This window comes from Tenacibaculum crassostreae, from assembly GCF_964512405.1.
Taxonomy (GTDB): Bacteria; Bacteroidota; Bacteroidia; order Flavobacteriales; family Flavobacteriaceae; genus Polaribacter; species Polaribacter crassostreae.
The window spans coordinates 171,790-192,479 of sequence record NZ_CAZELE010000005.1 but is presented as its reverse complement, the minus strand read 5'-3'; the positions used below and the strand labels follow the sequence as shown (position 1 = coordinate 192,479).

At 32.8% G+C, this 20,690-nt stretch carries 16 protein-coding genes; 8 read left to right on the top strand and 8 right to left on the bottom strand.

Features of this window, described 5'->3' with window-relative positions; translation table 11 throughout:
- The first annotated feature begins 39 nt into the window (after window positions 1-39).
- A complete protein-coding gene (locus ACKTST_RS06200; RefSeq protein WP_408046882.1) occupies window positions 40-2,268 on the top strand; it encodes a M1 family metallopeptidase in 2,229 nt (742 codons plus the stop codon).
- 66 nt (window positions 2,269-2,334) lie between these two features.
- Here ACKTST_RS06200 and ACKTST_RS06195 read toward each other — a convergent pair whose 3' ends face one another.
- Both ACKTST_RS06195 and lon read right to left on the bottom strand, forming a co-directional pair.
- Window positions 2,335-2,769 carry a hypothetical protein gene (locus ACKTST_RS06195; protein WP_408046881.1) on the bottom strand — a complete coding sequence of 145 codons (435 nt, stop codon included), beginning with the start codon at window positions 2,767-2,769 and terminating at the stop codon, window positions 2,335-2,337.
- Window positions 2,770-2,920: 151 nt separating this feature from the next.
- A complete protein-coding gene (gene lon, locus ACKTST_RS06190; RefSeq protein ID WP_408046880.1) occupies window positions 2,921-5,377 on the bottom strand; it encodes an endopeptidase La in 2,457 nt (818 codons plus the stop codon).
- A 227-nt stretch (window positions 5,378-5,604) separates the two neighbouring features.
- On the opposite strand from lon, the gene ACKTST_RS06185 reads away from it, so the two are divergent.
- Window positions 5,605-6,288, top strand: a complete 684-nt coding sequence (locus ACKTST_RS06185) for a tetratricopeptide repeat protein (RefSeq protein WP_408046879.1) — start codon at window positions 5,605-5,607, stop codon at window positions 6,286-6,288.
- Window positions 6,288-6,815: a YfiT family bacillithiol transferase gene (locus tag ACKTST_RS06180; protein WP_408046878.1), complete on the top strand. Its 528-nt coding sequence runs from the start codon at window positions 6,288-6,290 to the stop codon at window positions 6,813-6,815. The genes ACKTST_RS06185 and ACKTST_RS06180 overlap by 1 nt, the downstream gene beginning before the upstream one ends.
- A gap of 1 nt (window position 6,816) precedes the next feature.
- Here the strand turns inward: ACKTST_RS06180 and ACKTST_RS06175 are convergent, their stop codons facing one another.
- From ACKTST_RS06175 to pheT, 5 genes are read right to left on the bottom strand one after another with little or no spacing between them, the layout of a single operon-like run.
- Complete coding sequence (locus ACKTST_RS06175; protein ID WP_408046877.1) at window positions 6,817-7,251, bottom strand: LysM peptidoglycan-binding domain-containing protein; 435 nt, start codon at window positions 7,249-7,251, stop codon at window positions 6,817-6,819.
- A gap of 28 nt (window positions 7,252-7,279) precedes the next feature.
- A complete protein-coding gene (locus ACKTST_RS06170) occupies window positions 7,280-7,894 on the bottom strand; it encodes a LysE family translocator (RefSeq protein ID WP_408046876.1) in 615 nt (204 codons plus the stop codon).
- A 17-nt stretch (window positions 7,895-7,911) separates the two neighbouring features.
- Entirely contained in the window at window positions 7,912-8,139 is a 228-nt protein-coding gene (locus ACKTST_RS06165; protein WP_408046875.1) for a DUF7660 family protein, read from the bottom strand.
- A 14-nt stretch (window positions 8,140-8,153) separates the two neighbouring features.
- Window positions 8,154-9,188, bottom strand: coding sequence for a quinone-dependent dihydroorotate dehydrogenase (locus ACKTST_RS06160; RefSeq protein ID WP_408046874.1), 1,035 nt, complete (start codon window positions 9,186-9,188; stop codon window positions 8,154-8,156).
- Window positions 9,189-9,237: 49 nt separating this feature from the next.
- Window positions 9,238-11,664 (bottom strand): phenylalanine--tRNA ligase subunit beta, encoded by a 2,427-nt coding sequence (gene pheT, locus ACKTST_RS06155; protein ID WP_408046873.1) that lies wholly within the window; start codon window positions 11,662-11,664, stop codon window positions 9,238-9,240.
- Between the two features lie 172 nt (window positions 11,665-11,836).
- On the opposite strand from pheT, the gene ACKTST_RS06150 reads away from it, so the two are divergent.
- Entirely contained in the window at window positions 11,837-14,410 is a 2,574-nt protein-coding gene (locus ACKTST_RS06150) for an endonuclease (protein WP_408046872.1), read from the top strand.
- Between the two features lie 176 nt (window positions 14,411-14,586).
- Window positions 14,587-17,505, top strand: a complete 2,919-nt coding sequence (locus ACKTST_RS06145) for an endonuclease (RefSeq protein WP_408046871.1) — start codon at window positions 14,587-14,589, stop codon at window positions 17,503-17,505.
- Between the two features lie 71 nt (window positions 17,506-17,576).
- On the opposite strand, the gene ACKTST_RS06140 is transcribed toward ACKTST_RS06145, so the two are convergent.
- Window positions 17,577-17,870, bottom strand: coding sequence for a hypothetical protein (locus ACKTST_RS06140; RefSeq protein WP_408046870.1), 294 nt, complete (start codon window positions 17,868-17,870; stop codon window positions 17,577-17,579).
- A 102-nt stretch (window positions 17,871-17,972) separates the two neighbouring features.
- Between ACKTST_RS06140 and ACKTST_RS06135 the strand changes: the two genes are divergently transcribed.
- Genes ACKTST_RS06135 through ACKTST_RS06125 form a run of 3 tightly spaced genes read left to right on the top strand, consistent with a single transcriptional unit; the run spans window position 17,973 to window position 20,595 of the window.
- Window positions 17,973-18,599: an NUDIX hydrolase gene (locus tag ACKTST_RS06135; protein WP_408046869.1), complete on the top strand. Its 627-nt coding sequence runs from the start codon at window positions 17,973-17,975 to the stop codon at window positions 18,597-18,599.
- 57 nt (window positions 18,600-18,656) lie between these two features.
- Window positions 18,657-19,487, top strand: coding sequence for a lysophospholipid acyltransferase family protein (locus ACKTST_RS06130; protein ID WP_408046868.1), 831 nt, complete (start codon window positions 18,657-18,659; stop codon window positions 19,485-19,487).
- Between the two features lie 16 nt (window positions 19,488-19,503).
- Window positions 19,504-20,595, top strand: a complete 1,092-nt coding sequence (locus tag ACKTST_RS06125; RefSeq protein WP_408046867.1) for a M42 family metallopeptidase — start codon at window positions 19,504-19,506, stop codon at window positions 20,593-20,595.
- Window positions 20,596-20,690 lie beyond the last annotated feature (95 nt).

The window sequence follows — 20,690 nt, the reverse complement described above, 5'->3', positions numbered from 1 at the left end:
TTAACTTTCCGCATATTTTTTAAAATCTATTAAAACACAATGAGAAAATACGCTACGCTACTATTTTCAGCGTTTTTTGTATCTGCTTCTGTTTTTGCACAAGAGGCACCTAAAAAAGAACGCCAGCAAGGTCATACCGATCAAAACAAATTCCGTCAATTAAAAGATGTTTTAGCCACACCTAACGATCAACGTACCGCTTCTGGAGCTCCTGGTCATGGCTATACACAACAAAAAGTTGACTATGTAATGAATTTACGTTTAGATGAAGCTAACAACAAGCTTTATGGTGAAGAAGACATCACTTACCACAACAATTCTAAAGATCATTTAGAATACTTATGGCTACAGTTAGATCAAAACATGCGTGCTCCAGATTCAAAAACACCACTAGCAGAATCTAAAGGTGCTAGCGGATTCCAAACTCCAGAAAAATTTGTAACTGACAATATGGGAAAACCAAAAGATTTTGGTTTTAAAATTGAAGCAGTAAAATATGCTGACGATAGAGATTTATCGCATACGATAAACAGTACTATGATGCGAATTAACTTGCCAAAAGCACTGGCTCCTGGTGAGGTTTTTAAATTCAAAATTAAATGGAATTACTTAATCAATAATTCTGTAAAAGACGGAGGACGTTCTGGTTTTGAAGATTTTCCTGACGGAAATAACAATTATACTATCGCACAATTTTTCCCAAGATTATGTGTATACAATAATGTTGAAGGATGGCAAAACATGCAGTTCTGGGGGCGTAGTGAATGGGCTTTAGAATTTGGTGATTATGATGTAAAAATTACTGTTCCTGCAGATCATATTTTAGACGCTACAGGAGAATTACAAAACGAAAAAGATGTGTTGTCTAAAGAGCAACGTAGTCGTTTTGAAAAAGCTAGAAAGTCGTTTAAAAACCCTGTTTTCATTGTTACACAAGAAGAAGCTGAGGCAAACGAGAAAGAAGGAACTACAAAAACTAAAACTTGGCATTTTAAAGCAAATAAAGTACGTGATTTCGCATTTGCTTCATCAAGAAAATATATTTGGGATGCAATGGCAGTTAGCATTAACGGTAAAACCGTTATGGCTGTTTCATTATATCCAAAAGAAGGAAACCCTTTATGGGAAGAGCACTCTACTCGTGTAGTTGCGAATACTTTAGAAGAATACTCGAAAATGACTTTTGATTATCCATATTCAAAAGCTGTTTCTGTTCATGCGAAGAATCAAGGAATGGAATACCCTATGATTTGTTTCAACTACGGTCGTCCAAATCCTGATGGAACTTATTCTGACAGAGTTAAAAACGGAATGATTGGAGTAATTACACATGAGGTTGGTCATAACTTCTTCCCTATGATTGTTAACTCTGATGAGCGTCAATGGACTTGGATGGATGAAGGTTTAAACTCTTTTGTTGAAATTTTAGCTGAGTTAGACTACGATCCTAATTTTAATACAGGAAATTTACCTAAGGACATTGTACGTTATATGAGTTTAGATCAAGACAGGTTAAGCCCAATTATGTCTCAAGGAGATTATGTACATAACTTCGGTCCAAACGCTTATACAAAGCCAGCTGCTGGTTTATATATGTTACGTCAAACTATCATGGGGCCTGAGTTATTTGACTATGCTTTTAGAACATATTCTAAAAGATGGATGTTCAAACACCCAACTCCTGCAGATTTCTTTAGAACTATGGAGGATGCTTCTGGAATGGATTTAGATTGGTTCTGGAGAGGATGGTTTTATACTACAGATTACACTGATATCGGAATTAAAGAAGTTAAACCTTTGTATTTAACTGATAAGCCAAACGAAAGAACTAAAAAATTACAAGAGCAGTACCCATCTTACTTTGCTCGTTTAGGTAAATTAGTTTACTTAACAACTGAGAAGAATGATGCTAATAATGCAGATGTTCAAACGTATTTAAACGGTTTATCTGCCGATCAAAAAGCTAGTTTAAAAGAGCTTCCTAAGTATATGTACCAAGTTGAGTTTGAAAAACCAGGTGGTTTAGTAATGCCAATTATCGTAGAAATGACATATGCAGATGGAACTAAAGAGCGTCAAACATTCCCAGCTGAAATTTGGAAGAAGAATGAAGAAAAAGTTTATAGAGTATTTACTTCTTCGAAAGAAATTAAAAGTTTTATGGTTGATCCTGATTTAGAAACTGCTGATATTGATACATCAAACAACAGTTGGCCTAAACAAACAACTAATAAATTTGATGCTTTTAAAGATAAAGCTAAGAACTAATAGAAATTTATATAACACAAAAAAGCAGCTCTTATTAAGCTGCTTTTTTTATTTCAATTAAAACAATTATTTACTAAATAATCTATTAACTTGATCGTAAGTAAGTAATTTAGAAACGGTCATAATATCAGGGTCTCTACTTACATACTGCTGAATTTGTAAATGTACAATACCGTCTTCTTTCGTGTACTTTAACCAAATTACATCTCCATTCGCTTTGATTTTATAAGGATCTCTAGGGCTTTCTTGAAACCCTCTCATAATGATTTGATATAATTTTTCAATATCATTATCTAAATTCTTAAACGAAAAATGCACATATTCGTGAATTGGGTCGTTTAGGTTTTTATAGTAAAGATTATAGGCTTCCTCTCCTATTTTTTCTAAATAAACATATTCAACTTTACCTACAATTTCGGTTTTAGTAGTTTCAATAAATTCGATTTGAGAGTAAGACACAAGTGAGAACATAAATGCTCCAAAAAAAAGTAGTTTTTTCATAAAATTAAGGGTTTAAAGTTTGTATTGATTAATTTTCTAAATATAATAATAAAAACAACAACGGATTTTATACCTAAAAAGTATTCAAAACTAGATTTCTTTCATTAAATATTTTACTCCATAAAAAAAGCTCCTTTTCAGGAGCTTTTCCTTATACTAATTTCTTAGCCTTTTTTACTTTTTGTTTGGTAAGTGCTATTTCAATTACCTCACTCATATCTGTTACATAATGGAATTTTAATCCTTTTAAGTAACTTTCTTTAATTTCATCAATATCTTTTTTATTGTCTGCACACAAAATTATCTCTTTAATATTGGCTCTTTTAGCTGCTAATATTTTTTCTTTTATTCCACCAACTGGCAATACTTTTCCACGAAGTGTGATTTCACCTGTCATGGCTAATTTATTTTTAACCTTTCTTTGAGTAAACACAGAAACTAATGATGTTAACATCGTAATACCCGCACTAGGACCATCTTTTGGCGTTGCTCCTTCTGGTACGTGAATATGTACATCATAGTTATCTAAAATTTCAGGATTAATTCCGAATTCCTCTGCATTTGCTTTGATGTATTTCATCGCTATGGTAGAAGATTCCTTCATCACATTTCCTAAATTACCCGTAATTGAAAGGTTTCCTTTTCCTTTAGAAATAATAGATTCGATAAATAAAATATCACCTCCAACACTTGTCCACGCTAAACCTGTAACAACACCAGCAACATCATTACTTTCGTATTTATCACGTTCTAAACGAGCAGGACCTAAAATATTTTCAATATCAAAATCTGATAACGTTACGCTATACTCCTCTTCCATCGCAATTGATTTTGCAACAAAACGAACTACCTTAGCTACTTGTTTTTCTAAACCACGAACTCCTGATTCTCGAGTATAACCCTCTACAATTTTTTCAATTTGTTTTTTACCAACAACTAAATGTTCGTTAGACAAACCGTGCTCTTTTAATTGCTTTGGGAATAAGTATTTTTTAGCAATTTCTACTTTTTCTTCAATAGTGTACCCAGTAACATTAATAATTTCCATACGATCGCGCAACGCCCATGGAATTTGACCTAAATTATTAGCAGTAGCAATAAATAATACTTTTGAAAGATCGTAACCTACCTCTAAATAATTATCGTAAAACTCTGTATTTTGCTCAGGATCTAATACTTCTAACATTGCTGAAGAAGGATCTCCTTGATGACTTTGACCTAACTTATCAATCTCATCTAATACAAATACTGGATTTGAAGTTCCTGCCTTTTTTATGTTTTGAATCAAACGTCCTGGTAATGCTCCAATATAAGTTTTACGGTGCCCTCTAATTTCAGCTTCATCTCGTAAACCACCTAACGACATACGAACATATTCACGACCCAATGCTTCTGCAACCGATTTACCCAAAGAAGTTTTACCTACTCCTGGAGGACCATATAAACAGATAATTGGAGATTTCATATCACCTCTTAACTTCAATACCGCTAAGTGTTCTATGATACGCTCTTTCACTTTTTCTAAACCAAAATGATCTCTATCTAAGATCTTTTGCGCTTTTTTTAAGTCGAATTTATCTTTTGAATATTCTCCCCAAGGTAATTCTAACATCAACTCTAAATAGTTTCGTTGAATACCAAACTCTGCCATTTGAGGATTCATTCTTTTAAGACGATTCAGCTCTTTTTCAAAAGTTTCAGCAACTTCTTTATTCCACTTTTTAGTTTTTGATTTAGCGCGCATCTCATCCAATTCTTGCTCATGAGATACACCACCTAATTCATCTTGAATGGTTTTTAATTGCTGATGTAAGTAATATTCACGTTGCTGCTTGTCTAAATCAGAACGTGTTTTTGACTGAATATCATTACGTAATTGTAACTTTTGAAGCTCTTTATCTAAATTTTTCAAGGTTAGTAAAGCACGCTCTTTTAAGTTATCTTTCTCAAGTAAGACTTGTTTTTGCGCTACACTTAACTCCATATTTGACGAAATAAAATTCACCAAAAATGAGTTAGATTGAATGTTTTTAATTGCAAAAGAAGCTTCCGATGGCAACATCGGATTTTCTTTAATTACCTCTAAAGCTAAATCTTTAATAGAATCGATAATAGCATCAAATTCTTTTTGATCATCTACTTCTCGTTCATCTACAGCTTCAGTAACTTTTGCCTTTAAATAAGGTTCTTCTTGAATTACTTCTTCAATTTCAAAACGTTTTTTACCTTGAATAATAACAGTTGTATTTCCATCTGGCATTTTTAATACGCGTAAAATCTGAGCAACTACACCTGTATGGTAAATATCATCTATAGTAGGATCTTCAACCTCACTATTTTTCTGTGCTACTACTCCAACAACTTTTTCTCCTCTGTTAGCGTCTTTTATTAATTGAATAGATTTGTCTCTACCTGCTGTAATAGGAATTACTACTCCAGGAAATAAAACTGTATTTCGTAACGGAAGAATCGGTAATTCTTCTGGTATACTTTCTTGGTTTATTAGCTCTTCGTCCTCAGGGGTTAATAAAGGAATTAACTCTGAATCTTCATTAAAAACATCTTGAAGCGACAAATTGTCTAAATGTAAAATTTTTGATTTACTCATGTCTTGTATATTCTGTCATAGTGGCACTTTTAAAATTTCAATTTAAAACAAACCACTTTTTAAAAACCATAAACTACTGATAAACAATTAGATAAAATTTAAAATTTGTTTACCTTTCAATTAGTAGGTCAATTCTTATGCCAATGAAGAAGTATTCTATTTAATTTGTAACTAAATTCATTTTTAATCGTCTTACAAAAAAACAACTCAAGAAAAACTAACCACTAATGAAGACTAAATTCTTTTTTTTATCACTTATTTTATTAATTACAAGCTGTACAACAAATAAAAATTCTGCTGATTTTATTGAAAAAGCTTCAGGACGTTATTATTTTAATGCTGATGAAGTTATTGAAGTCACGTTTGTTGAAGATATATTGTTTGTGAAGTGGAGAAATCAAGATTTAGAGCCTTTAAAAGTGAACGATTCTTCTTTTTATGTTAAAGAATTAAATGAGAAAATGATTTTCAACACCAAAGAAAATAAAATTGAATTGGCTGAAAAACGTGAGCATGAAGGTGAAAAATACGTGTTTAAAAAATTAAAAGCAGGTGAAAAAACACCAAGCGAACATTTAGCTGAAGGAAATTTTGAAGCGGCTTTGCAAGGGTACAAAGCAATAAAAGAAAAAGACAGTTTAGATCCTGTTATTAGAGAGCGTAATTTAAACAGATTAGGCTATCAGTACCTTAGAGATAATCAGTACGAAAATGCTTTAGAGGTTTTTAAAATTAACATTGAATTATACCCTAACAGTTCTAACACTTACGATAGTACGGGTGACGCCTATGCAAAAATGAAAGACACTACCATGGCTATTGAATATTACAAAAAAGCATTAGCTATAAATCCAGAAAATAGAAGCTCTAAAAGAGCTATTGAAAAGCTTAGATCAAAAGAAAAAGAATAATGGAGGAACTGAAATACCCAATTGGAAAACCTACTATTCCTTCAGAAATTTCTTCTGAAATTATAAATGATTGGATTCAAACGCTTGAAGAATTTCCAACAAAACTTGAAAAATTAGTTAAAAACTTATCTGATGAACAACTAGATACTCCCTATAGAAATGGTGGTTGGACTGTTAGACAAGTAATTCATCATTGTGCAGACAGTCATCACAACTCTTATACTCGTTTTAAATGGGCTTTAACCGAGGATAAGCCAGTTATAAAAGCGTATTTTGAAGATAAATGGGCAGAATTATTTGATTATCAATTTCCTATAGCATATTCAATTAATCACTTAAGGGCAATACATGCTAAATGGTCCTATTTTTTAAAAGGTTTGTCTGAAAATGATTTGAATAAAATATTTATTCACCCAGAAGGAAATGAAGAAGTTAGTTTAAAAGAAAATATTGGTATTTATGCGTGGCATTGCAACCATCATTATACCCATATTGAACAACTATTAATCCGTAAAAATTGGATATAATTTAATGTTCGTGCTCGTGTTTTAAGATACTAATCTTTCCTTTTAAGAATTCTTTTTTCTCTTCCATATCATGAGCATATCCTATAATAATTTCATCTCCAACTTTTACACTCTTTAACTTTTCTTCACTATTTAATAATTGTAAAACATCAACACCTAAATCATATTTTTTTGCTATCGATTTTACAGTTTCACCTTTTAATACGGTGTGTGTAATAGTAGGATCAAAAATTTCGTCATCATCACTAAAAGAAATTTCTTCTTCTACTTTTTTAGTGTTTTCAGGTTTTTTTCTTGTTACTTTTCCTGTGGTTAAATTAATGTATGCTGGCTTTCCTCTAAGAGATATTAAACTCCACCCTTTTGGTAATTTTATTTCTTGAGAAAATATGATTGAACTACTAAACAATAAAGAGAATAGCAATAGTTTTTTCATAGTAAAATTTTGAATGCAAATATATTTTTTAAATTAATATTAAGGCTGCAATACCAATAAAAACAATTATTTGAGCCCATTTAAGGTACACTCCTATTTGGGAATTTCTTTTTATATAATCTGATATTGAACCTGCTAACAACGCTATTGATGAAAAAATAATAAATGAAGTAAGTATAAAAAGTCCTCCTAACACATAAAACTGAATCACATTTGAGATACTTTCTGAAAATAAAAACTGAGGAAAAAATGCCAAAAAGAATATCGTTACCTTCGGATTTAGCACATTCATCCAAAAACCAGTTTTGAATAATTGCATAGTAGATTTCTTCTCTACACCTTCAGTTGAAAATGCAATTTTAGCATCACTCTTATATACTTGATATGCTAAATACAACAAGTATCCTGCACCTAATAATTTAATTACAAAAAATAATTTGGGATTTTGATTGATAATTTCTGAAACACCAAAAGCTACCAAAGTTGTATGAATAATACACCCCGTCATTAAACCAGCAACGGTTGCTAACCCGTATTTTTTACCGTTAACAATACTTTGTGTGAGTACAAAAATATTATCTGGACCTGGTGAAATAGCCAATGTAGTAGTAGCAATAACAAAAGATAAAAGGGTTTCTAGCATTTATAATTTTAAAATTTTTATTCGTAAACAGAAGCCCCTTTTAAAATGGTTTTAAAATTTTCCCATGTAGGTTTATCTGCGTCAATATCCATTTGCATATTGTCATAAAATCCTTGAACATCCTCAGTATAAGACTCTATAGCTTCTAAGAAATCTTCTAGAGTTACATTTCTCCAGCTAGATTTATCTTCTTTTAAATCTTTTCTAAATTCTCTTATAAACTCTATAAATTCAACTCTGGTCATTTAGCTAACTCAATTTAACCTTCTGCTAAAATAGCTTTATTGATTCTTTTTACCAAACTTGGTCCTTCATAAATAAAACCTGTGTAAATCTGAATCAAATCGGCACCTACATTAAGTTTTTCTAAGGCATCTTTTTCTGAATGAATACCACCTACTCCAATTATTGGGAAAGCTTTGTTAGAATTATCTGCTAAGTACTTAATAACTTTAGTACTTCTATCTTTTACTGGTTGTCCGCTTAAACCTCCGTTTCCTATTTCTTGTAATCGTTCTTTCGAAGCTTTTAAACCTTCTCTATTTACTGAGGTGTTAGACGCTATAACTCCATCAATTTTAGTTTCAGCAACTAGCTCAATAATTTCATCTAATTGTTGATTATTCAAATCTGGAGCAATTTTTAGCAATACTGGTTTTTGTGTAGTTTTTTGATTGTTCAATTTTTGAACTTCGGTAATCAATTCTTTTAAATAATCGGCATCTTCTAATTTTGCATGACTGCTTACATTTGGGCAACTTACATTCAGCACAAAATAATCTACATACGGATGCAATCCTTTAAAGCATGTTAGATAATCTTCGGTATAATTTTCAGGAGCAGTATGGGTGTTTTTACCAATATTTCCTCCAATTAGCAACTTCCCTTTATTCTTTTTTAACTGCTCAATAGCTGCTTCTAACCCTTCGTTATTAAACCCCATTCGGTTAATAATTCCTTTATCATCTTTTAAACGGAATAAACGTTTCTTCGGATTTCCAACTTGTCCTTTCGGGGTTACCGTTCCTATTTCAATAAAACCAAAACCAAAATCAGCCAATTCGTTATACAACACCGCATTTTTATCGAAACCCGCAGCTAAACCTACCGGATTTTTAAAGGTTAATCCGAATAAATTACGTTCTAATCGTTTATCATTTACTTGATACATTCCTCTAAAAACTGAAGAAACAAAAGGTATTTTAGATAAGAACTTAACTAATGAAAATGTAAAATGATGAATCTTCTCTGGATCAAACAAAAAGAAAATTGGACGAATGAATAACTTGTACATAATTAATTATCAAATATAAAAAAAGCCCCAAACACTTGGAGCTTCTGAATTATCTTAAAACAGCATCTAAATTCTTTTCGAATGTTTGCTGTAATTTTTGCATTATTTTATCAATCTGCTTGTCAGCTAACGTTTTGTTTTCGTCTTGTAACACAAAACTCACTGCGTACGATTTCTTTCCTTCTGGTAACTTATCTCCTTCATACACATCAAACAAATCAACCTCTTTTAATAAGTTCCTTTCTGATTGGAAAGCTAAATTGTAAATTTCTTTAAACTCAACTTTGTTGTCTAATAACAACGCTAAATCACGCTTAACCGCTGGGAATTTAGGCAAATCGGTTACTTTGATTTTCTTTTTTCCAACTAAACCTAAAATATTATGCCAGTTAAAATCAGCAAACAACACTTCCTGTTTGATAGAAAATTCTTTTAAAACAGCTCTTTTAACAACTCCAAATTCTACCAACTTAGTTTTACCTAAACTTAAAGAAATTCCTTCTGAAAAAACATCATTTTTAACAGGAGACGTTTTTACGTTAGCAATTCCTAAACGCTCTAAAACACCTGTAATAATTCCTTTCATGTAAAAGAAATCTGATGTTTGTGACGTTGTTTTCCAACTATCTTTAACTCTATTTCCCGTAACAAACAAGGTTAAGTGCTTGTCCTCTTGATATCCGCTTTCGTATTTATGATATGTTTTACCAAACTCATAAAACTTTAGTGCGTTATTTTTTCTGTTGATGTTGTAAGCAACCGACTCCAATCCACTAAATAATAGTGATTGACGCATTACTTTTAAATCGTTACTCAACGGATTTAACATTTCAACATTGTACTCTTCATTTAAGTTTTCTGATAATTCGATATAATCAGCTTTTGTTAAAGAGTTTGCCATTGTTTCGTTAAATCCTAACGATGATAATTGGTCTGCTACAACATTCTCGATCTTAACTTGTTTATCGTTGTCAAAAGAAATTGACGTGTTTAGTTTATGAGAAAACTCAATATTGTTGTACCCATATACACGTAAAATTTCTTCAATAATATCAGCTTCACGTTGTACATCAGTTCTGTAAGATGGTACAACCAACCCTAAACCAGCTTCAGTAACACTATTAATTTTAATATCTAACGAAGCTAAAATCTTTTTAATAGTTTCCTTCGGAATTTCTTGTCCGATTAACTTATACGCATTCTCAAATGATAAGAACACTTCAAAATCTTCTAATTTTACCGGATAGAAATCTAAAATATCTGAAGATAATTTTCCGCCTGCATATTCTTCAATTAATAAAGCGGCTCTTTTTAATGCATACTTGGTTAAATTGATATCGATTCCTCTCTCAAAACGGAAAGAAGCATCGGTGTTTAACCCGTGGCGTTTTGCTGTTTTACGAACAGAAACCGGATTAAAATATGCACTTTCTAAGAAAATTGTGTGTGTGTTTTCAGTAACTCCTGATTTTGCTCCTCCGAAAACACCTCCAATACATAATGGGTTGTTATCTGCATCACAAATCATAATATCTTCAGAAGACAACTCTCTTTCAACATCATCTAAGGTTGTAAACTTAGTTCCTTCTTCTAACGGTTTTACAACTACTTTACCTCCTCTAATTGTTGAAGCATCAAAAGCATGCAAAGGTTGCCCTAATTCGTGTAACACATAATTCGTAATATCAACAATATTATTTTTAGGTGCTAAACCAATTGCTTTTAGTCGGTTTTGAATCCATTCTGGAGATTCATTTACTGTTACATCAGTAATTGTAATTCCGCAATAACGAGGAATTAAATCTTTATCTTCAACTTCAATATCAATCTTATGTGTACGTTCATCTACGTGAAAATCTGATACCGAAGGAGAAATTAACTCAATATTTGTTCCTTGTTGAATTAAGCCTGCACGTAAATCGCGTGCTACACCAAAATGACTCATTGCATCTGAACGGTTAGGTGTTAAACCTATTTCAAACACGTAATCAGTTTCTATATTAAACACTTCAGAACAAGGAGTTCCAGGAGCTAGAGATTCATCTAAAATCATAATTCCGTCATGACCTTTACCTAAACCTAATTCATCTTCGGCACAAATCATTCCATGACTTTCTTCTCCTCTAATCTTTCCTTTCTTAATCTTAAATCTTTCTCCTTTTTCATCATACAACATAGTACCCACAGTAGCTACTGGTACTTTTTGACCTGCATCTACATTTGGTGCTCCACAAACAATTTGCACTGGGCTACCATCTCCTAAATCAACCGTAGTAACTTTTAATTTATCAGCATTCGGGTGTTTTACACATGTCTTTACTTCACCAACAACAACTCCTTGTAAACTTCCTTTAATACTTTCAACTTTTTCTATTCCTTCTACTTCAAGACCTAAATCAGTTAATAATTCACCTGTTTTTTCAGCCTCCCATTCAGTTTGTAAAAATTGTTTTAACCAATTGTATGATATCTTCATAATCAATCTCTAAATTTAGCCTGCAAATTTACGTAAAATAAAGGAAAAAACAGTATCTAGTTTTCCATTAGAACTAGCGTATTGATTGTTAACATTTTGATAACATTTATGATGAGTAAATTTTATTGATTTGCAGCGAATTAACAAAATTTCAATACATAAGTTCATTTACATGAAAAAACTTCTACCCCTTCTTATATTGATTTCTTCTTTATCAATATTTGCACAAGTTCCGTCATATTATAATGATGTAAACTTAAATTTAACTGGTACTGCGTTAAAAAATGAATTAGCAACAAAAATCATTAGTACACACACTACCAACTTATCGTACACTCCAGGAGTATGGGATGCTTTAAAGCAAACTGATTTAGATCCTACAAATTCATCAAAAGTTTTATTAATTTACGGTTATAACGATACTGATGGTAATTATGTTACTGACAGAACTCGTAGTAAAGACGCAAGTGGTGGTACAGCGGGAACTCAATGGAACAGAGAGCACGTGTATCCAAAATCGTTAGGAAACCCTAATTTAGGAACTTCAGGCCCAGGAGCAGATGCTCACCATATTAGACCTGCTGATATTTCATTCAACTCTCAAAGAAGTAGTAAAAAATTTGCTACTGGGTCAGGTAATGCTGGTGATGTTACTGGTGGTTGGTACCCTGGTGATGAGTGGAAGGGTGATGTTGCTCGTATGATGATGTACATGTACTTACGTTACGGAAGTCAGTGTTTACCTACCAATGTTGGTACTGGTTCAGCTATGGCTTCAGATGCAAACATGCTTTCTTTATTTATTCAATGGAATGTTGAAGATCCTGTTTCTGATTTTGAAAAACAACGTAACCCTATTTTAGAAGGCTTACAAGGTAACCGTAATCCTTTTATTGATAACCCAGCGTTTGCTACCCAAATTTGGGGAGGTGCACAAGCTGAAGATTTATTTGGAAACGGTGGAGGTAACAACAACGATACTCAAGCACCAACAGCTCCATCTAACTTAGTAGCTTCAAACATTACTGAAACTACAGTTGATTTAAACTGGGCAGCTTCTACTGATAATGTTGCTGTTACTGGTTATGATGTATTTAACGGAGCGACTAAAATAACTACTGTTACAACTACTAATTATAAAGTTACTGGGTTAACTGCTGCTACAAATTATTCTTTTTCTGTAAAAGCTAAAGATGCTGCGAATAATATTTCTACTGCTAGTAACTCTGTTTCAGTAACAACAGCTTCAACACCTTCTTCTGGTACAGCTACAGATTTATTAATTTCTGAATATGTTGAAGGTTCTTCTAACAATAAAGCTATTGAAATAGCTAACTTTACTGGTGCTACGGTTAACTTATCTGGTTATTCTTTAAAGAAAGCATCAAACGGTGGTGGTTGGTCTAATACGCTTACTTTAAGCGGACAATTAACAAACGGAAGTGTATATGTAATTGCTCACAGCAGTGCTACTACTACTATTTTAAACAAAGCGAATAGAACCGATACTAGTGTACTTTCTTTTAACGGAAATGATGCTGTAGGTTTATTTAAAGGTAGTACACTTATCGATTTGATAGGTAACCCTAATAGTTCATCAACTTTTGCTCAAGATGTTACTTTACAAAGAAAATCTTCAGTAAAATCTCCTAACAGTAGTTACATAACTTCAGAGTGGAACACACTAGCAAAAGATACGTTTAGTGGATTAGGAAACCACAGTATTGATGGAGGTGTAACACCAACTCCAGATACTACTGCTCCTACTGCTCCTACTAATTTAGCCGGATCAAATATTACACAAACATCTGTAAATTTAAGCTGGACAGCAGCTACTGATAATGTGGCTGTTACTGGATATGATGTTTATCAAGGTGCTACTAAACTTGCAACAGTTACAACTACTAACTATAATGTTACTGGTTTAACTGCTAGTACTAATTATACATTTACTGTAAAAGCTAAAGACGCTGCAGATAATATTTCTAGTGCTAGTAACACTTTAGGTATTACAACTAAAGCGAATGTAATTTCTTACTGTAACACAAAGGGAAACAATGTAAATTATGAGTGGATTGATAACGTTGCTATTGGTGGAATTTCTAATGCTACAAGAACTAACGGAGGATATGCAGACTTTACAGCTTTAACTGGTAATTTACCTTATGGAAGCAATACGATTATTGTAAGTGCTGGTTTTGCTAGTTCTTCTTATACTGAATATTGGAAAGTTTGGATTGATTTTAATAAAAACGGAACTTTTGAATCTTCTGAAGAAGTAGTTAGCGGTTCTTCATCAAGTTCTGGTAACCTATCATACAACTTTAATGTACCTACTTCAGCTTTATCTGGAACTACAAGAATGCGTGTTTCTATGAAATGGAACGGAGCTCCTACAGCTTGTGAAACTTTCTCTTACGGTGAGGTTGAAGATTATACAGTAAATATTGGTAGCAGTGCAAAAGGTTTAGATACAAATTTAATTACTATTGATGGAGAATTAGGAAACGAAGAACCAATCTTCAACGCAAGTGTTTCTCCAAACCCAACTGCCGAGGTTGTTAATGTTAAACTAGCTGATGATAGAAATGCTACTTTTACTATTGTAACTTTAGTTGGACAAAAAGTAGTAAGTGGAAAAGTTTCTCATAACGACATCGATCTTACAGATCTTAAAAAAGGTATTTATATACTTGAAGTAAATGATGGTCAAAAATCATTCACTAAAAAAATTATAAAAAAGTAATTTTTTAATTGTACAAACCAAATACAGCCTTATTAGTATCTAATAAGGCTGTATTTTATTTATAAATGTTAATATCTTGTTAATATTTTGTCATTCCTTAACATTAAGGTAACATAGTTAACCTAACAAAAATTGTTATTTTGTTGCGGTTTTATAAGCCCCTTAATATCAAATACATGAAAAAACTACTACTATTATTTTTATTGACAACATCCTTGTCAATATTTTCACAAATTCCATCTTACTATAACGATGTAAACATGAACTTAACAGGTTCAGCATTAAAAGATGAATTAGCAACAAAAATTATTGGAAGTCATACATCTGTCTTAACTTATACACCTGATGTATGGAATGCTTTAAAGCAAACTGACATTGATCCAACTGATAACACAAAAGTTGTGTTAATTTATGGTTGGGACGATTCTGATGCCGACATTACAAACGACAGAACTCGTGGTAAAGATAACCACGGAAGTGGTTCAGGAGTTTGGAATCGCGAACACGTCTATTCAAAATCTTTAGCAAATCCAAATTTAGGAACTACTGGTCCAGGTGCTGATGCACATAACTTACGACCAGCAGATGCGCAAAGAAACTCTTCAAGAAGTAACCGTAAGTTTGCTGCTGGTAGCGGAACTCCTTCATACATTACCACAGAAGGTTACTGGTACCCTGGTGATGAGTGGAAAGGTGACGTAGCTCGTATGATGATGTACATGTACTTACGTTACGGAAATCAATGTTTACCAACTGGAGTTGGTATAGGTAATACAGTACCTACAGATCCGAACATGATTGATTTATTCTTACAATGGAATGCTGAAGATCCTGTTTCAACTATTGAAATGCAACGCAACCCTGTGTTAGAGCAAATGCAAGGAAACAGAAATCCTTTTGTTGATAATCCTGCTTTTGCAACACAAATTTGGGGAGGTCCTCAAGCACAAAATTTATTTAATACTGGTGGTAACAACAACGATACTCAAGCACCTACTGCACCAAGTGGTTTAGTTGCTTCTAACATTACACAAACTTCTGTTGATTTAAACTGGACTGCTTCTACTGATAATACCGCAGTAGCAGGATACAATATTTTTAACGGATCTACTCAAGTAGGTAATACTACAGCTACCAACTATACTATTTCTAGCTTAACTGCAGGAACTTCATATACTTTTACAGTTAAAGCTTACGATGCAGCTGGTAACGTTTCTGCTTCTAGCAATACTGTTAACGTAACAACTCTTACTAATGGTGGAGGAAGCGGAAATGTTTCTGAATTATTAATTTCAGAATATGTTGAAGGTTCTTCATACAACAAAGCTATCGAAATTGCCAACTTTACAGGAGCTTCAGTTAACTTAGCTGACTATTCAGTTAAAAAAGCAACTAACGGAGGTGGTTCTTGGGATGCTACATTAGCTTTAAGCGGTACATTAACACATGGTAATGTGTATGTTATTGTAAACAACAGTGCATCAACTGAATTAAAAGGTAAAGCTAATTTAAACACTACAAGTAGTGTAATGTCCTTTAACGGTAATGATGCTGTAGCATTATTTAAAGGAGCTTCTTTAATTGACGTGGTTGGTAACCCGAGTAGCAGCGCTACGTTTGCACAAGACAAAACTTTGCAAAGAAAATCATCAATAAAATCACCTAATACTACCTACGCTACTGCAGAATGGGATGTATTAGCTAGTAATACTTTTTCTGGCTTAGGAACACATACTGTTGATGGTGGAGGTTCAGTAGACACCGAAGCACCAACTGCTCCTGCTAACTTAATTACATCTAATTTAACGCAAACTTCTGTTGATTTAAATTGGACTGCTTCTACAGATAATGTTGCTGTAACAGGATATGAAGTGTATCAAAACGATGCTAAAATAGCAACCGTAACAACGACAAATTACGGTGTTACAGGTTTAACTGCTGATACTGCTTACAATTATTCTATTAAAGCATTAGATGAAGCAGGTAATATTTCTGCATTAAGCAATAAAGTATACATAACCACATTAGCTGTTCCTGATACTGAAGCACCAACTGCACCTTCTAACTTAGTTGTTTCTAATGTACAACAAACTTCTGCTGATTTAGCTTGGACTACTTCTACTGATAATGTTGGAGTTACAGGATATGAAGTATATCAAGGAACTACTAAAATAGCTACCGTTACAACAACAAACTATTCAGTTACTGGATTAACAGCAGCAACAAACTATACATTCTCAATAAAAGCTATTGACGAAGCTGGTAACGTTTCATCTGCAAGTAATGTAATTGGAGTAACTACAAAATCTATTCCTACAAGTACTAGTACAATCTTATCTCAATCGTATTTTGAAAGTGGATGGGATAATTGGGCAGACGGAGGAAGTGATTGTGCACGTTACTCAGGTTCTCTTTCTTATGAAGGTAATTACTCAATTAGATTAAGAGATAATTCAGGGGTTGCTTCATCTATGACTTCAGAAAGTTATGATTTAACATCTTATGATACTGTTGAAGTTGAATTCTATTTCTATTCTTATAGTATGGAAACTGGAGAAGATTTCTGGTTACGTTATTTCGACGGAAACACTTGGCAAACAGTTGCAGCATATGTTAGCGGTACCGATTTTGAAAACACTAGTTTCTATACTGCTACTGTAGTTTTAGATAAAAACAATTTCAATTTTGTTAGCAATGCGCAGTTCCGTTTCCAAAACGATGCTTCTGCTAATGCTGATCAAATTTTTATCGATCAAGTAACTATTACTGGTAAAACTGGTACTACAACAGCAAAAGGTTTAGCTTCAAGCAACACTATTACGCATTTATATCAAATGGATGCTGATTTAGATTTAGCTGAAGAAGGCTTTAGAATGTATCCTAACCCAGTTACAGGAAGCGTAATAAACGTTGAATTACAAAGTGACGACACTAATACTGTAACCTATAGTATTAAGTCTATAATCGGAAAAGCTATTACTTCTGGTATTTTAGTAAACGACACAATTGATGTTAGTACTTTAAAACAAGGAGTGTATTTCTTAGAAATAAATGACGGTGAAGAACGAATGATTAAGAAATTCATCAAAAAATAATAGAAACTATTTCTAATAAAAAAGGCTACCAAATGGTAGCCTTTTTGTTTTATCTAAAGCAACAAAACTAATTAAACTTCAATTGTCTTTTTCGATTCTTTAGAAGAAAACACATAGGTAAATAACCACATTAACGTAAATGTTGGCACAACATCTAACCCTGGCATTGCTTCTTCAATAAAAGCTATAGCTCCAGCAATTTTACCTTTGTTTCCTTTGTATAATTTTGTCATTAAGTAAGCTGATGCAGGTGCCCAAATAATATCAGACAACTCTCCTATTCCTGGAATTAAATACGAAACGTATCCAATAGCGTCAAACAACAAACTCAATGCTAATTTTTGGTATTTATTTTCTTTACTCATTTATGTTAAATTAATTCTACAAACACAAATCAAAATTCAAGCCAAAACATAACGCTTTTGTCAGCTAAATTGATAAGTTTGTTCTAAAATACTAAAAAACGAATGATTTTTTCTGATTTTATCAATCAAATAGAAGAATTACAACAAAAACAATTAGGAGGCTTAACATCACAATTTAAGCTAGCTCCTAAATTGCGAACGCGCTTTTCTGAAGAATTAATCCTAAATAAAAATCCTAAAAAAGCAGCGGTTTTAGCATTGTTTTATCCTGATAAAAATAATCAAACTCGTTTTTTATTAACTGAAAGAGCAAGTTATAATGGAGCGCATTCTTCACAAATTAGTTTTCCTGGTGGAAAAATTGATGAGAATGACCAAAACTTACAAGAAACCGCGCTAAGAGAAACCTATGAAGAAGTTGGAATTTCTTCAAAATCTATAAAAATTATCCGTCAAACTTCTGATGCTTATATACCACCCAGTAATTTTTTAGTTGCTCCGTTTATAGGTATTACAAAAAACACTCCGATTTTCACCCCAAATGAAGAAGTTGCTGAAGTTATAGAAGTTTTACTAAGCGATTTGTTAGACGACAATAATTTAACTCAAGTAGCTATGGAAACTTCTTATATGAAAAATATCGAGGTACCATGCTTTAAACTAAACAATTACATTGTTTGGGGAGCTACCGCAATGATGTTGTCAGAAATTAAAGATTTATTAAAATAAGGCTATTCTATAATTCTTTTGTAATTTAGCTTATTCGACTAATAAAAACCAATAATAATGCCTTTATTTAAAAGGAATCCGTTCGGACATATACTATTTATTAAACGATTTTTAATTCAAACTTTAGGGTTAATTTCTCACGGTCGTTATCGTAAATTCAATGACTTACAAATTGAAGGAATGGACGTTTTACGTAGTTTACCAGAAGAAAACGTTTTATTTATATCGAATCACCAAACTTATTTTGCTGATGTTGCTGCCATGTTTCATGTGTTTAATGCTGCACTTAAAGGTAGAGATGAAAACATCAGGAATATTGGATATTTATGGAGACCAAAGCTAAACATGTACTATATCGCTGCGGGCGAAACAATGCGTTCTGGTTTACTTCCTAAAATATTTGCCTATGTAGGCTCTATTTCTGTTGAAAGAACATGGAGAAGCGCTGGAAAAGACATCAACAGGCAAGTAAAAATGTCTGATATTTCTAACATTGGTAAGGCTTTAGATGATGGTTGGGTTATAACATTTCCGCAAGGAACAACCACCCCTTTTAAGCCGATTAGAAGAGGTACTGCACACATTATTAAAACCTACAAACCAACCGTAGTTCCTATTGTAATTGATGGTTTTAGACGTTCTTTTGATAAAAAGGGATTAATGATTAAGAAGCGTAACGTACTTCAATCTATGGTTATTAAAGAACCTTTAGAAATTGATTACGAAAATGAAGATGTGGCTACTATTGTTGAAAAAATTGAATATGCGATAGAACAACATCCTTCGTTTTTAAAAGTATTAACTCCTGAACAGATAAAACAAGAGCAAGAATACCGAGAGCAAAGACGTTTTTGGGGAGCAGATCCTAAAAAAGAGGAAGAAGAATAACTAATTATAAAATAGTATGGCTAAAAATAAATCAATCTTAAATAAAAAGTCGTTAGACTTCTTAGAAAAATATTTAAACAATGCTGCCCCTACAGGATACGAGTGGGAAGGGCAAAAAATTTGGATGGACTATCTAAAACCTTATGTTGATGAATTTATCACCGATACGTATGGTTCTGCTGTTGGAGTTATCAATCCAGATGCAAAATATAAAGTAGTTATTGAAGGACATGCTGATGAAATTTCTTGGTATGTAAACTATATTTCAGAAAACGGATTAATTTATGTAATCCGTAATGGAGGATCTGACCATCAAATTGCACCAAGTAAAGTTGTAAACATTCATACCAAAAACGGAATTGTAAAAGGTGTTTTTGGTTGGCCAGCTATACATACTCGTAACAAAGCTAAAGAAGAAGCACCTAAACCAGATAATATTTTTATTGATGTAGGTTGCGCTACTAAAGAAGAAGTAGAAGAACTAGGTGTGCATGTAGGATGTGTTATTACCTACCCTGATGAATTCCATATTTTAAACGAAAATAAATTTGTTTGTCGTGCTTTAGATAATCGTATGGGTGGATTTATGATTGCTGAAGTTGCTCGTTTACTACACGAAAACAAGAAAAAATTACCTTTCGGTTTATACATCACCAATTCTGTGCAAGAAGAAATTGGTTTGCGTGGTGCTGAAATGATTACACAAACTATTAAGCCTAATGTAGCTATCGTTACCGATGTAACTCACGATACCACTACCCCAATGATCGATAAGAAAAAAGAAGGTCATTTAGAACTAGGAAAAGGTCCTGTGGTAGCTTATGCTCCTGCTGTGCAACAAAAGTTACGCGATTTAATTATTGATGCCGCTGAAGCTAACAACATTCCTTTTCAACGTTCTGCTTTATCAAGAGCAACAGGGACTGACACTGATGCTTTTGCTTATAGTAATGGTGGTGTTGCTTCTGCATTAATTTCATTACCGTTACGCTATATGCATACAACGGTTGAAATGGTTCATCGTGAAGATGTAGAAAACGTGATTAAAATGATTTACGAAAGTTTATTAAAGATTGAAGACGGAGAAGATTTCTCTTATTTTAAATAAACTAAAAAACATAAATTAAAAAAGCGTCATTGCGAACGAAGTGAAGTAATCTTTTTTAGATTCCTTTGTTATTCTTCCTCGGAATGACGCTTTTA

What these genes read in the sequence shown, in the direction of transcription:
- ACKTST_RS06200 (WP_408046882.1), top strand. Translation starts at nt 40, where the DNA reads ATGAGAAAATACGCTACGCTACTATTTTCAGCGTTTTTTGTATCTGCT.
- ACKTST_RS06195 (WP_408046881.1), bottom strand. Translation starts at nt 2,769, where the DNA reads ATGAAAAAACTACTTTTTTTTGGAGCATTTATGTTCTCACTTGTGTCT.
- lon (WP_408046880.1), bottom strand. Translation starts at nt 5,377, where the DNA reads ATGAGTAAATCAAAAATTTTACATTTAGACAATTTGTCGCTTCAAGAT.
- ACKTST_RS06185 (WP_408046879.1), top strand. Translation starts at nt 5,605, where the DNA reads ATGAAGACTAAATTCTTTTTTTTATCACTTATTTTATTAATTACAAGC.
- ACKTST_RS06180 (WP_408046878.1), top strand. Translation starts at nt 6,288, where the DNA reads ATGGAGGAACTGAAATACCCAATTGGAAAACCTACTATTCCTTCAGAA.
- ACKTST_RS06175 (WP_408046877.1), bottom strand. Translation starts at nt 7,251, where the DNA reads ATGAAAAAACTATTGCTATTCTCTTTATTGTTTAGTAGTTCAATCATA.
- ACKTST_RS06170 (WP_408046876.1), bottom strand. Translation starts at nt 7,894, where the DNA reads ATGCTAGAAACCCTTTTATCTTTTGTTATTGCTACTACTACATTGGCT.
- ACKTST_RS06165 (WP_408046875.1), bottom strand. Translation starts at nt 8,139, where the DNA reads ATGACCAGAGTTGAATTTATAGAGTTTATAAGAGAATTTAGAAAAGAT.
- ACKTST_RS06160 (WP_408046874.1), bottom strand. Translation starts at nt 9,188, where the DNA reads ATGTACAAGTTATTCATTCGTCCAATTTTCTTTTTGTTTGATCCAGAG.
- pheT (WP_408046873.1), bottom strand. Translation starts at nt 11,664, where the DNA reads ATGAAGATATCATACAATTGGTTAAAACAATTTTTACAAACTGAATGG.
- ACKTST_RS06150 (WP_408046872.1), top strand. Translation starts at nt 11,837, where the DNA reads ATGAAAAAACTTCTACCCCTTCTTATATTGATTTCTTCTTTATCAATA.
- ACKTST_RS06145 (WP_408046871.1), top strand. Translation starts at nt 14,587, where the DNA reads ATGAAAAAACTACTACTATTATTTTTATTGACAACATCCTTGTCAATA.
- ACKTST_RS06140 (WP_408046870.1), bottom strand. Translation starts at nt 17,870, where the DNA reads ATGAGTAAAGAAAATAAATACCAAAAATTAGCATTGAGTTTGTTGTTT.
- ACKTST_RS06135 (WP_408046869.1), top strand. Translation starts at nt 17,973, where the DNA reads ATGATTTTTTCTGATTTTATCAATCAAATAGAAGAATTACAACAAAAA.
- ACKTST_RS06130 (WP_408046868.1), top strand. Translation starts at nt 18,657, where the DNA reads ATGCCTTTATTTAAAAGGAATCCGTTCGGACATATACTATTTATTAAA.
- ACKTST_RS06125 (WP_408046867.1), top strand. Translation starts at nt 19,504, where the DNA reads ATGGCTAAAAATAAATCAATCTTAAATAAAAAGTCGTTAGACTTCTTA.